Consider the following 11,863-nt stretch of genomic DNA (forward strand, 5'->3'; position numbering starts at 1 on the left):
CTGTCACCTCAACATGGTGATACCGCCCCACCGCGCGCTGCTCGATCCGCAGCACCCGAAGCCTGCGGCCGAAATAGGGATGCCACCGATAGTGAACTTCCAGTTCGTCCCCGACATGGGCAGAATGAACGGGCGATGGCCGTCGGTCGCCGCAACTGGCTGTTCGCGGGCTCCAGGGCTGGCGGCGAGCGTGCCGCCGCGATCTACACCGTCATCCAGACCTGCAAGGCCAATGGCGTCGATCCGCAGGCCTACATCACTGACGTCATCGCGAAGATCGCCGACGACTGGCCCGCCAGCCGCTGGGGCGAACTCATGCCGTGGAACTGGGCTCGCGAACCTGCCAGGCTGGCGGCATGAGCACCGAGACCATTGCCCGCCTGCATATCGTCCTGAACGACATCGAACCCGTGATCTGGCGTCGGGTCGACGTGCCGGTCACTGCCAGCCTCAAGATGCTTCACGACATCGTCCAGGCCGCGATGGGCTGGGGGAACTATCATCTCTGGCACTTCGAGGCCGGAAACCGGCGCTACGGCGTGCCGGACCCGATGTGGCCCGACAGCGGCATGGCAGCCGCCAAGAATGTGAAGCTCGCCGCCCTCCTCGACCGGGGAATACGCGAACTCCTCTACACCTACGACATGGGTGACGACTGGCGACACACCATCACGCTCGAGACGGTCGGTCCCGGCGAGCCCGACGTCAAATACCCGCGCTTCGTTGCCGGCGAGCGGCGCGGGCCGCCCGAGGATGTGGGTGGCTTGCCCGGCTTCGAGCTGTTCCTCGATGCCATGGCCGACCCTGCTCACGAGGAACACGACCGCCTAAGTGACTGGTATGGCGGCCCTTACAACCCCGAAGATATCGACGAACGCTTCACCCGACGTGCCGTCGCAGCCATCGCTATCCGCCGCCATGCCGGCAAGCTCGCCTACCAGAAGAACCGCCCGCAATAACAAGGCGGCCTACGGACCACGCTTACGCTGGATCATGCTGAGGAAGCTCTGGGCGAGCTGGTCGTAGCGGGTGGCGACGGCGCGGTTGATCTTGAGATGACCGAACATGCGCTCGATGCGGTTGCGCTCCTTGTAGAGGGCGCGGTCGTGGATGATCGGTTTCTTGCGGTTCGAGCGGCCCGGGATGACGGCCTCGATCCCGCGTCCGCGCAGATCGTCGCGGATGGCATCGGCGTCATACCCCTTGTCGCCGAGCAAGGCGGCCGGCTCGGCCTCGGGCAGCGCGATCAGCTTGTCGTACGCCTTGCAGTCGGCGGCCTGCCCGCCGGTCAGATGGAAGGCGAGTGGTCGCCCACCGGCATCGGCGATGCAGTGAACCTTACAGCCGAACCCGCCCCGCGAGCGGCCAAGAGCCTGTTGATGAGTCCCCCTTTTACCCCCGCTGCCGATACGTGGGCGCGGATGGTGGTGCTGTCGATGCTGTAGTGGCCGGTGTCCGCCATCATCTCGGCCAAGGTCACCGCCACGATCTCCCATGTGCCAGCCTCGCTCCAGCGCCGGAACCGCCGGTAGATCGTGTTCCACTTGCCGTATTTCTCCGGCACGTCGCGCCAGGGAGCGCCGCAACGCAGCCGCCACAGGATGCCGTTGAGAACCGCCCGGTTCTCGGTCGGACGCCGCCCGCGCCCACGCATCGACGGCCCGATCGGCAGCAGGTCCCGCAAAACCTGCCACTCCGCCTCGCTCAGATCACCGCGGCTCAATCACGCCTCCAAAAGGAAGCCTTGAATCAACCGCTCGATCCAGCGTCAACCAATTCGTCCACGCCGCCTAGTAAAAAGTAGTAAGGGCCCCCGCAGGAGCCCTTAGTAGGTTGCAGCACGACGGAATGTGTAGGGCCGTGCAGCACGACCTGCATGCTCCCTAGGCACGCAAAAGTCAAGGCTGTGATGCACAGGGGCCAGGCTCGGCGCCTCCGTAACGCTGACCCTTGGCATGGTACTCTGTCTCAGCATCGAAAACGCTGCTTACGAGGCAAGGGCTGCGACGAGCCTCACACCAATCCCCCAACCGTATCCATGAACCTCGCCAGGCTGATCGGTTTCGACACATAGGCCGAGGCGCCGGCGGCGCGGATGCGGTCTTCGTCGTCGCGGCCGGAATAGGCGGTGACTGCCATGATCGGGATGCCCCTGAGCGTCTCGTCGGCCTTCAGTTCCAGGATCAGGTCGTAGCCGGTGACGTGGGGCATCTGGATGTCCATGACGATCAGGTCGGGGGCGAAGTCGCGGGCGCGTGTCACCGCTTCGCGGCCGTCGCGGACGCCTTCGCATACGTACTCATGCGCCCGCAGCAGGTCGCAGAAAAGTTTGAGGTTCAGTTCGTTGTCCTCGACAACGAGCACCCTTTTTGTCACGCGGCTTCCCTTGGGCGATGAGGGTCGAACGTAGGCAATGCGGCAAGCGGATACAAACGAGGACGCGACCGCACTGGCGCTCCGGGCGCTCGTCTGGACGCTTGCCGAGCCGGATCGGGCGATGCGGCTGCTGTCGGTGACGGGGCTCGACCCCGCCGACTTGCGCGCCCGGGCGAGCGATCCTTCGGTGCTGTCGGCGGCGCTGGGGTTCCTCGAAGGGCACGAGCCCGATCTGGTCGCGTGCGCCGAGGGGCTGGGGGTCGCGCCCGGCGCGCTGGTGCGGGCGCGCGAAGCGTTGGAGGGCGCATGAGGCCGTTGCTGATCACGGATTGCGACGAGGTGCTGCTCCATATGGTCAAGCATTTCGGCGTCTGGCTGGGGGATGCCCATGCGATCGACTTCGAATTGGGCGCGGGGGACTGGTCGGGACGGATGCGGCGGCGCGACGGTGGCGGGCCGCTGACGACGGAGGAAATGTGGGAGAAGCTCGGCGGCTTCTTTCCCGCCGAGATGGCGCGGCAGACGCTGGTGCCGCATGCGCGCGAGGCGCTGGCGTCGCTCGCCGAGATCGCGGACATCGTCGTGCTGACCAATTTGCACGACGTGTGCCGCCAACCCCGCATCGAGCAGCTGGCGGCGTTCGGGATCGATCACCGGGTCGAGTGCAACCAGGGCGGCAAGGGCGGCCCGGTCGCGCGGCTGGTCGAGGAATATGACGCATCGGTGACCGTGTTCGTCGACGATCTGGCGGTCCATCACGAATCGGTCGCTCGGCATGCGCCGAGGGTCCACCGGCTCCACATGGTGTCCGAGCCCGAGCTCGCGCCGCATATCCCGGCCGCGCCGCACGCGCATGCGCGGATCGACGACTGGCCGCGTGCGCAGGCGTGGATCGTCGATCGCTTCGCTGCGGGGGAGCCCGCATCCGCCACATACGTTCAGGAGACCGCATGACCGACCGTATCGACCGCGCGCTTGCCGATCTCGGCCTGACGCTTCCCGAAGCCGCCGCGCCCGTTGCTGCCTATATACCCGTCGTCGAGGCAGGGGGAATGCTGCACCTGTCGGGGCAATTGCCGTTCGTCGACGGTAAGCTCGTGACCGGGCGGCTGGGCGAGGACGTCGACCTGGAGGCCGGGCAGAAGGCGGCGCAGGCGTGCGGGCTGATGATCGTCGCGCAGTTGAAGAAGCATCTCGGCGGCGACCTGTCGCGGGTGGGGCGCGTCGTTAAGCTGGGGGTGTTCGTGAATTCGACCGCCGGGTTTACCGATCAGCCCAAGGTGGCGAACGGGGCGTCCGAGCTGATGGTCGCGCTGTTCGGTGGGGCCGGGCGGCATGCGCGCTCGGCGGTGGGGGTGCCGGTTTTGCCCTTGGGGGCTGCGGTCGAGATCGATGCGATCGTGGCGTTGGCAGATTGATCTTGCCTGTTCCGTTCGCCCTGAGCGAAGTCGAAGCGCATGGCTTGGGGCTGTGCTTCGACTTCGCTCAGCACGAACGGATCGAGACGGCATGACCGCCGTCACCGCCCGCCTCGCCGATGGCGTCGCCGCGATCCCCGCTGCCGAGTGGAACGCATGCGCGGGGACCGGCAATCCGTTCGTCGGTCACGCCTTCCTCTCCGCGCTGGAAGAGTCGGCGAGCGTGGGCGCGCGGTCGGGGTGGCAGCCTTTGCCGATCGTCGTCGACGGCGCGGACGGGCGCGCCGCGGCGATCGCGCCCGCGTACGTGAAGAGTCATAGCCAGGGCGAGTACGTGTTCGATCACGCTTGGGCGGATGCGTGGGAGCGGGCCGGGGGGAGCTACTATCCCAAGCTCCAGATCGCCTCGCCTTTCTCGCCGGTGCCGGGGCCGCGGTTGTTGTTGCGGGACGCGGCGCTCGGCCCGGCCCTGCTCGGGGCGGTGCAGGCGGTGGTCGACCAGAACGACCTATCGTCGGCGCACGCGACCTTCGTTGCGCCCGAGCAACTGCCGCTGTTCGAGGCGGCGGGGTGGCTGATCCGGGCGGGGACGCAGTTCCACTGGACCAATCGGGGTTATGCGAACTTCGACGACTTCCTGGACGCGCTCGCCAGCCGCAAGCGCAAGGGCATCCGCAAGGAGCGTGCCGCCGCGGTCGAGGGGCTGACGATCCGGCATCTGACCGGCGGCGACATCGAGCCGCGGCATTGGGATGCGTTCTGGCGCTTCTATCAGGATACCGGCAGCCGCAAATGGGGACGGCCGTACCTGACCCGCGGGTTCTTCCCGCGGCTCGGCGAGGCGATGGGCGATCGGGTGCTGCTGATCCTGGCGGAGCGGGGCGGGGTGCCGATTGCGGGGGCGCTCAACCTGATCGGTGATGATGCGTTGTACGGGCGGTACTGGGGCGCGACGGAAGAGGTGCCGTTCCTGCACTTCGAGCTGTGCTATTACCAGGCGATCGATGCCGCGATCGCACGCGGGCTGACGACCGTGGAGGCGGGCGCGCAGGGGGAGCACAAGCTCGCGCGCGGCTATGCGCCGGTGGCGACGTATTCGGCGCATTACATCCCCGATGCCAATTTTCGTCGCGCGATCGCCGACTTCCTGCGGCGCGAGCGCGAAGCGGTGGCTGCCGACCGCGACTATCTGGCGGAGATGACGCCGTTCCGCAGGGTGAACACCACCGAGCGGTCGTCGACGCGGTAAAGCACGTCGCGGCCGCTGCGCCAGACCGGGGTCAGCCCCTTCAGCAGCACTGGATCGTGCGGCGGCGGACTCAGCAGCCAGACGTAATCGAAGGCGGCCCTGGGGAACGCGCCGAGCGCCCAGGACAGCGGCCGCCACCATTCGCCGCGGCAGCGCCGGTCGGTGACGATCTCCGACGGGTCGTGCGCGAAGCCTTGCGCGGGCGTGTAGCGGACGGTGAGCAGTTGCCCGCCCGCCATCGACCATTGATCGTTGCTGTAGGCGAGCTTGCGCTCCAGCAGCAGCGCGGAGATGTGCTCGAACCGCGAATAGGTCCAGTCGTCCTGGCACCGCCGCCCGACGAAGGTGACGACGCGCGCACCCTGCGGCACGTGGTCGATCGCGGTGAGCACGCGGTCGTACTCGCGGGCGTAGAGCCAGTAGCTGACGGTCGTACCCACGAGCCGTGCGCCGAAGAAGGTCAGGCCGAGCGCCGCAAAGGTCGCCGCACCGCGGAACGACAGGCCGTGTCTCGGCCTGAGCGCGATCACCGCGATGGCGAGCATGAAAGGGGCGAGGCGCATGTCGGCATAGGCGGAGCCGAAGACGATACGCGGCAGGAGGACGAAGACGACGAGCAGGAACGCCGCCGAAATGCCGAGCTGGCGCGAATATTCGATGCGGTCGTCGCGCACGCCCTTGAACAGGATCAGGAACAGGATCGTCGCCGATGCCATGTCCCACGCCATCCAGCGGTCGCGCAGCACCATCGCGACATAGTTGAACTTTTGTCGCCAGTTGAACCAGTCCGCGGTCTGCCCGGTGACGTGGTCGCCCGAGCGCCAGAACACCATTAGCGCGCATGGCAGCGCGAGCGGCAGGCAGCCGAGCCCGGCACGCACCCAGGCGTCGAACCAGCGCCTTCCCCTGTCGTGCTGGCGGATCATCTCCGATGAGAAGGCGAGGACGCCGAGAACGCCCCAGCCAAAGGTGTGGCAGACCCAGAGCGCGCACGACAGCGGCACGAAGATCGCGGCGCGAAGGTTGAGCTGGCCGAGCCGCGCCATCCGGAGCCAGAGCGCGAACAGGTTGAGCGCGAGCGCCATCGCCAGCGCGAAGTTCACGAAGCCGAACTGGAAGGGGTAGCTGTAGGCCAGCGGCAGCTCGAACAGCGCGGTCGCCGGGATGCGCCCGTGGACCTCGCGCGCGATCCACAGCAGCCCGCTGACGGTGAGCGCGGGGATGGTGAGGACGATCAGCTTGACCGCGAGCTCGAGCCCGAACATGCGTTCCAAGGGCACGACGAGCAGGTCGATGCCCAGGTTGCCGATCAGCTGCCAGCGGAAATCGTACCAGTGCGCCAGCCCGGGGTGCGTGCCGATCGCGATCTGGACGCGGTAGCGCCCCATGTGGCCGGGCAGGTCGACGAGCGGGGGAATCGCGGGCCACAGCAGCGGCACGACCGCGGCAAGCGCCATCGCCGCGACGAACCAACGCGTCTGCCACCAGTGAAGCGCCGAACCTCGCATGACGAGGTCCTACCGGGTGGAGGGCGTCGCCGACAAGGGTGACGTGTACGGTCGCGGCCCAGGGCGTGCAGTGTGGAGGCGATAGAGAACGTCGCGTCCATCGCTCCAGACCGGCGAGAGCCCTGCGAGCAGCCGCGGGTCGACGGGCGCGCGGTTCAGGATCCAGAGATAGTCGAGGCGGTCGCGTGGGAAACGCGCCAGCGCTTGGCTCAGCGAGCGAAAGCCGTGAGAGTCGGGGCAGCCGTCGCGCATCACGATCTGCGACGGATCGACCGCGAACCCGCGCAGGTCGGGCACCACGACTCGCAGCAGCGCGGTGGAGCCGAGATCGAACTGGTCGTTGGAGAAGGCGCCGCGGCGAGTCACCAGCATGCCGGGCAAATGCGCGATCCGCGGCATCCGCCACCCGTCGGCGCAGGGCGCGACCGCGAAGCTGACGACGCGGGCGCCGTGCGGGACATGATCGAGCGCGACGAGATGGCGGTCCCAGTCGCGTCCCTCGATCGCGAAACTGGCGGTGGTGGCGGCGGTGCGCGCGGCGAAGAAGGCGAGTCCCGCCAACGCCAGCAGCCCGAGCCTGCGCACCGGCACCGCGGCGGCAGCGGGCGCGAGCAGCAGGAGCATCACCGCATAGGGCGCCAGCCGTGCATCGGCATAGGCCGCGCCGAACGGCATGGCGACGAAGACCAGCAGTAGCGCGAGGCCCGCGCCGAGCAGCGGCGGCGACCAGCGCCACTGCGCGCTGCGTGCGCATCCGTAAAGGATCAGGCCGATGACCGCGATCGACGCGATGTCGAACGGCTCCCAGCGGTCGCGCAGCACGGTTGCCAGCCAGCCGGGCTTGAGCGGCAGCGATGCGAGATAGTCGCTGCCGGCGCCGGGCCCACCCGGACGCCACAGCAGCAGCAGCAATCCCGGCGGCGCCAACGGCAGGCAGCGCAGCCCGCCGCTCCAGATCGCAAGCACCCAGCTGCGCCCGACGGCGCGCGCGCGCGCGACCTCCGCCCCGCCCGCCATCGCCCCCAGCGCGATCCAGCTGAACAGGTGCACGGTCCAGAGCAGCATCCCGATCGGCAGGAAGAGCGCCGCGCGCAACCGTGTTCGCCCGAGCCGGGCCAGGCAAAGCCACAACGCGAAGGCATTGAGCGCCAGGGCCATGCCGAGCGTATAGTTGAGGAATCCGTATTGAAAGCAGAGGTGGAACGCGAGGGGCAGCGCGAACAGCACCAGCGGCTGCACCCGGCCGTGCGCTTCGCGCGACAGCCAGAACATGCCGGCGGCGGTGACGACGGGGATCAGGATCGCGACGAGCTTGACGGTGAGCTCTAGCCCCAGCACCGGTGCCACGGCGAGCACCAGGAGATCGACCCCGAGATAGCCGATCGGCTTCCAGGCGAAGGCGTACCAGCGCGCCAGCCCGGGATCGTCGCCGAGCATGACCCGGTACCGCGCCATGTGCCCCGGCAGGTCGATGAGCGGAGGAATCGTTGGCCACAGCAACGGGATGGCGGTTGCCAGCAGCACCAGTGCCACGAAGCCGCGGGTCTGCCACCACGAACGCGTCACCGGGCAAGGACCTGAAGCTGGGCAGCGCCGCCGGTGGCAGGGCAGGTCAGCACGTAGCGCACGTTCCACGTTCGCACGGTTGCCGAGTCCGGCCCGTCGCGTTCGCTGCGCAACGCCGCCAGATTGCCCGTGTTGTTGCGGTGATAGGGCGCGGCGACGATCGCGTGCGGGGTGTCCAGGAGTATCGTCGGGCCCATGTCGATCGGTGCGAGCACGACCCCTGGCGGCATATGCGCGAAACCGGAGGGTAGCGGGCAGGTGGTCGGCGTATCTGCACCACCGTGTGCCATCGGTGTCATCGCCTGCGCGGCGATCGGGTAGAGCATGCCCGCAGACGCGCTCCAGACGAGCGCCAGCCGGATCGCGCCGCGTCGCCGTGCCGCGTTGATTGCGGTGGCCAGCGCGGGGGTCGCCAGCAGCGCGGCCGCATAGGCGCCGCGCAGCTGTACGCACGCGAGCACCAGCGCCGTCGCCTGGAGCAGAAGCAGCATGCCCCAGGGCCGCCGCCGATCCGCAGCGACGCGCCAGGCGCCCGCGAGAAGGCCGATGACGGCAAGGCCGAGATATCCGAAGCTCGTCGTCCAGGGTGCGGTGGCGATCGACTGCGCCTCCCCGACGTGGGTCAACCATCGTGCCGCAAGCGCCGGATCGACGCCGCCGTAGGGCGACAGGCAGCGTGGGGTCGTCGACGCAGCGAAAGCGGCGACGCTCGCCAGCATAGCGATGGCCAGACCCGTCCGGGCAGGCCGGCGCGCGGCCTCGGGCACGATTGCGAGCGCCGCCGCCCCGACGACGCCCGCCGTCGCGGCGGTCCAGGCATCGCGGGTCAGGCCGTCGCACCAGGGCTGGTCCCACAGTGCCGGCGCGAACAGCGCGCGCGCGACGATCAGTCCCGCTGCGCCGCCCAGTGCCAGCCCGGCGAGCCGCGCCCTGCCGCCCTCCTCGCCACACGACCAGCCCCACAGCGCCACGCCGCCGAGCGCAAGCGCGAGCGGCGCGGTCTCCAGCCCGATGACAAAGGCGGCCGCTGCGGCGGCACCCTGCCAAATGCCGCGCGCGAGCGTGGGTGGGCCGAGCAGCGCGAGCACGCCGCCGAGAAGCAGCACCATCTGCAAGCCATGATGATCGATCCGGCCGGGCGCGAAAACCGTGGTCGCGGGATAGGCGATGGCGGCGAGGACCGCGGCTGCACCGGCCAGCGGCGGCCCTCCGGCCTGGCGCGCGATACGCTGCACCAGGAGCAGGACGACCGCGAAGAGCATGAGCGGCCAGGCGGTCACCGCTGCCACTTCCGCCTCGTGCCGCCCGGCCAGCGGCGTCAGCGCCGCGATCAGTGCCGCGGGGCCGAGATCGGCGAGTCGCGTCCAGTGCATCGGCAGGCCGCCGGCGAGCCGGTGCTGGGTCAGGTCGCGCCAATCCTGTCCCGCCAGCCAGTCGCGGACCTGGACGAGCCGCATCGTGTCGTCGGTGTCGGGCAGGCTGAGCGATCGCAACGCCGCCCAGTCGCGGAGCGCCCAGGCGAGTCCTAGCGCGAGCGCGAGCACCAGCGCACGGGCGAGATCGGGCGCGAGGTTCGGTGCAGGGCGCGCTGGGACCATCCGCCCGTTTTAGGCGCGCATGGTTAACGCATCCTTCTCGCCCCCTACCGGTCGCGGCGCCCGAGCAGGCGCAGGCGCAGCGCCTGGAGCTTGATGAAGCCCGCGGCGTCGCGCTGGTCGTAGGCGCCCTGGTCGTCCTCGAAAGTTACGACCTTCTCGCTGTAGAGGCTGTTGGGCGATTTGCGGCCGGTGACGTGGACGCCGCCCTTGTAGAGCTTGAGGCGGACGGTGCCGTCGACCTTGGCCTGGCTGTGGTCGATCGCGGCCTGGAGCATCTCGCGCTCGGGGCTGAACCAGAAACCGTTGTAGAGCAATTCGGCGTAGCGGGGGGCGAGCTCGTCCTTCAGGTGCGCGGCGCCGCGGTCTAGGGTCAGTTGCTCGATCGCGCGGTGGGCGAGGTGGAGGATGGTGCCGCCCGGGGTCTCGTACATGCCGCGGCTCTTCATGCCGACGAAGCGGTTCTCGACCAAGTCCAGGCGGCCGATGCCGTGGGTGCGGCCGAGATCGTTGAGTTTTGCGAGCAAGGTCGCGGGGCTCATACCTTCGCCGTTCACCGCGACCGGGTCGCCGCGTTCGAAGTCGATGGTGATCGTCTCAGGGCTGTCGGGCGCATCCTCGGGGTTGACGGTGCGGCTGTAGACGTAGTCCGGGACTTCCTGCCACGGGTCTTCGAGCACGAGGCCTTCGGACGATGTGTGGAGGAGGTTGGCGTCGGTCGAGAAGGGGGCTTCGCCACGCTTGTCCTTGCTAACCGGGATCTGGTGCGCTTCGGCGAATTCGATGAGCTTCGTGCGGCTGGTCAAATCCCATTCGCGCCACGGCGCGATGACCTTGATGTCCGGCGCGAGCGCGTAATAGCCGAGTTCGAAGCGGACCTGGTCGTTGCCCTTGCCGGTGGCACCGTGGCTGACCGCATCGGCGTTCACTGCCCGCGCGATCTCGATCTGGCGCTTGGCGATCAGCGGGCGCGCGATCGAGGTGCCGAGGAGGTACAGCCCCTCGTACAATGCGTTGGCGCGCATCATCGGGAAAACATAGTCGCGGACGAACTCCTCGCGCAGGTCGTCGATGAAGATGTGTTCGGGTTTCACGCCCATCATCACGGCCTTGGCGCGCGCGGGTTCGAGCTCCTCGCCCTGGCCGAGGTCGGCGGTGAAGGTGACGACCTCGCACGCGTAATTCTGTTGGAGCCATTTCAGGATGACCGAGGTGTCGAGCCCGCCCGAATAGGCCAGTACGACGCGCTTGATGTCTTCGCGCATGGAGAGTCCTTCGTGTTCGGTTTGCGGGCGGCGTTATGCGCTGGGGAACGGCTTCGCAAGCGCGTACGGTTCAGCCGCGATGCAGGCGTTTGGCGCTAGCCGCTCGCGCAAATCCATCCAGGAGATTGCCCCCGTGATCCGTTTTATCGTCCTCGCGAGCCTTGCCGCCGCGGTTCCTGCCGCTGCGCAGGAAACCCAGGCGTCGGCCGCCGCCAAATTCACCAAGGAGTTCGCCGCCAGCGACACCGACCGCAACGGCGTGTTGTCGCTCGCCGAGGTGCAGGCGCGGACCGCGCACATGCGGGTGGGACCGCAGAAGGACCCGGCCGTCGCCAAGCGGCTGGCGGCCTTGTGGTTCGCACGTGCCGACGCCAACCGGGATCGCAAGGTGACCGAGCCCGAGGCGCAGGCGCTGCTTGCGGCGACCTTCGCGCGCTACGATGCGAACAAGGACGGCCGCATCGGCACCGCCGAGCGCACCACCGCGAAGAAGTCGCTGGAGAAGGGGCGCTAATTCTCGTGGCCGCCGCGCGACGTTGACACACGTTGCGGCGTGAACGCGCGTTTGCGGGGCGACGCGACCGCGAAGCGACCGCAACGCGCCACCTTTGCGCCAGCGAAGCGACACCGGCGCGACATGCGCGCGTCGTCGCGGCGACACGGACGCGACGCCGACGCGGCAGGGATGCGACAGTGAAGCGACCGCGTGTCGACGCGTCGCGACACCCATGCGCCCGCTCGGGACCGATACAGCGGAGCGGCCCTGCGCCGAGCCAGCGTTCGGGGTACGATGGGAGCAGAGACACGCGGTCATCTGCCTGTCGTGGCACGATCCGGAGGCTGTAGGACAGCCCGGTTTGCCTCGGGCGGCGAGCAAAAAAAGCCC

At 68.6% G+C, this 11,863-nt stretch carries 11 protein-coding genes and 2 pseudogenes; 7 read left to right on the forward strand and 6 right to left on the reverse strand.

What is annotated here, in order from left to right; translation table 11 throughout:
- Window positions 1–129: 129 nt before the first annotated feature.
- Together ACE5C1_RS14360 and ACE5C1_RS14365 are read left to right on the forward strand one after the other, a co-directional pair.
- A pseudogene (locus ACE5C1_RS14360) lies at window positions 130–360 on the forward strand (transposase domain-containing protein); the annotation flags it as partial.
- On the forward strand, window positions 357–959 hold the full coding sequence (locus ACE5C1_RS14365; RefSeq protein ID WP_374944757.1) for a plasmid pRiA4b ORF-3 family protein: 603 nt from the start codon (window positions 357–359) through the stop codon (window positions 957–959). The pseudogene ACE5C1_RS14360 and the gene ACE5C1_RS14365, both read left to right, overlap by 4 nt.
- A gap of 9 nt (window positions 960–968) precedes the next feature.
- On the opposite strand, the pseudogene ACE5C1_RS14370 reads toward ACE5C1_RS14365, so the two are convergent.
- A pseudogene (locus ACE5C1_RS14370) lies at window positions 969–1,723 on the reverse strand (IS5 family transposase).
- Window positions 1,724–2,013: 290 nt separating this feature from the next.
- Window positions 2,014–2,376: a response regulator gene (locus ACE5C1_RS14375; RefSeq protein WP_374944758.1), complete on the reverse strand. Its 363-nt coding sequence runs from the start codon at window positions 2,374–2,376 to the stop codon at window positions 2,014–2,016.
- A 37-nt stretch (window positions 2,377–2,413) separates the two neighbouring features.
- Here ACE5C1_RS14375 and ACE5C1_RS14380 point away from each other — a divergent pair, with 37 nt between their 5' ends.
- From ACE5C1_RS14380 to ACE5C1_RS14395, 4 genes are all read left to right on the forward strand, one after another.
- Entirely contained in the window at window positions 2,414–2,686 is a 273-nt protein-coding gene (locus tag ACE5C1_RS14380; RefSeq protein ID WP_374944759.1) for a DUF3572 domain-containing protein, read from the forward strand.
- Window positions 2,683–3,330: an HAD family hydrolase gene (locus ACE5C1_RS14385; RefSeq protein WP_374944760.1), complete on the forward strand. Its 648-nt coding sequence runs from the start codon at window positions 2,683–2,685 to the stop codon at window positions 3,328–3,330. The genes ACE5C1_RS14380 and ACE5C1_RS14385 overlap by 4 nt, the downstream gene beginning before the upstream one ends.
- On the forward strand, window positions 3,327–3,794 hold the full coding sequence (locus ACE5C1_RS14390; protein ID WP_374944761.1) for a RidA family protein: 468 nt from the start codon (window positions 3,327–3,329) through the stop codon (window positions 3,792–3,794). The genes ACE5C1_RS14385 and ACE5C1_RS14390 overlap by 4 nt, the downstream gene beginning before the upstream one ends.
- Window positions 3,795–3,885: 91 nt before the next feature.
- A complete protein-coding gene (locus tag ACE5C1_RS14395; RefSeq protein WP_374944762.1) occupies window positions 3,886–5,043 on the forward strand; it encodes a GNAT family N-acetyltransferase in 1,158 nt (385 codons plus the stop codon).
- On the opposite strand, the gene ACE5C1_RS14400 is transcribed toward ACE5C1_RS14395, so the two are convergent.
- The 4 genes from ACE5C1_RS14400 to ACE5C1_RS14415 are packed head-to-tail and all read right to left on the reverse strand — an operon-like array spanning window position 4,980 to window position 10,977.
- Window positions 4,980–6,551, reverse strand: coding sequence for a hypothetical protein (locus ACE5C1_RS14400; protein ID WP_374944763.1), 1,572 nt, complete (start codon window positions 6,549–6,551; stop codon window positions 4,980–4,982). The two genes, ACE5C1_RS14395 and ACE5C1_RS14400, sit on opposite strands and share 64 nt — an antisense overlap.
- A gap of 9 nt (window positions 6,552–6,560) precedes the next feature.
- Window positions 6,561–8,117 carry a hypothetical protein gene (locus ACE5C1_RS14405; protein WP_374944764.1) on the reverse strand — a complete coding sequence of 519 codons (1,557 nt, stop codon included), beginning with the start codon at window positions 8,115–8,117 and terminating at the stop codon, window positions 6,561–6,563.
- On the reverse strand, window positions 8,114–9,715 hold the full coding sequence (locus ACE5C1_RS14410; RefSeq protein WP_374944765.1) for a hypothetical protein: 1,602 nt from the start codon (window positions 9,713–9,715) through the stop codon (window positions 8,114–8,116). The genes ACE5C1_RS14405 and ACE5C1_RS14410 overlap by 4 nt, the downstream gene beginning before the upstream one ends.
- A 44-nt stretch (window positions 9,716–9,759) precedes the next feature.
- On the reverse strand, window positions 9,760–10,977 hold the full coding sequence (locus ACE5C1_RS14415; RefSeq protein ID WP_374944766.1) for an argininosuccinate synthase: 1,218 nt from the start codon (window positions 10,975–10,977) through the stop codon (window positions 9,760–9,762).
- Window positions 10,978–11,110: 133 nt separating this feature from the next.
- Between ACE5C1_RS14415 and ACE5C1_RS14420 the strand changes: the two genes are divergently transcribed.
- A complete protein-coding gene (locus ACE5C1_RS14420) occupies window positions 11,111–11,491 on the forward strand; it encodes an EF-hand domain-containing protein (protein ID WP_374944767.1) in 381 nt (126 codons plus the stop codon).
- The last annotated feature ends 372 nt before the right edge of the window (window positions 11,492–11,863 follow it).

Origin of the sequence: Sphingomonas sp. (assembly GCF_964263785.1) — a bacterium.
GTDB lineage: Bacteria > Pseudomonadota > Alphaproteobacteria > Sphingomonadales > Sphingomonadaceae > Sphingomonas.

Bases quoted from the DNA above. Each gene is read 5' to 3' on its own strand.
- ACE5C1_RS14365 (WP_374944757.1), top strand. From the start codon at position 357: ATGAGCACCGAGACCATTGCCCGCCTGCATATCGTCCTGAACGACATC.
- ACE5C1_RS14380 (WP_374944759.1), top strand. From the start codon at position 2,414: ATGCGGCAAGCGGATACAAACGAGGACGCGACCGCACTGGCGCTCCGG.
- ACE5C1_RS14385 (WP_374944760.1), top strand. From the start codon at position 2,683: ATGAGGCCGTTGCTGATCACGGATTGCGACGAGGTGCTGCTCCATATG.
- ACE5C1_RS14390 (WP_374944761.1), top strand. From the start codon at position 3,327: ATGACCGACCGTATCGACCGCGCGCTTGCCGATCTCGGCCTGACGCTT.
- ACE5C1_RS14395 (WP_374944762.1), top strand. From the start codon at position 3,886: ATGACCGCCGTCACCGCCCGCCTCGCCGATGGCGTCGCCGCGATCCCC.
- ACE5C1_RS14400 (WP_374944763.1), bottom strand. From the start codon at position 6,551: ATGCGAGGTTCGGCGCTTCACTGGTGGCAGACGCGTTGGTTCGTCGCG.
- ACE5C1_RS14410 (WP_374944765.1), bottom strand. From the start codon at position 9,715: ATGGTCCCAGCGCGCCCTGCACCGAACCTCGCGCCCGATCTCGCCCGT.
- ACE5C1_RS14415 (WP_374944766.1), bottom strand. From the start codon at position 10,977: ATGCGCGAAGACATCAAGCGCGTCGTACTGGCCTATTCGGGCGGGCTC.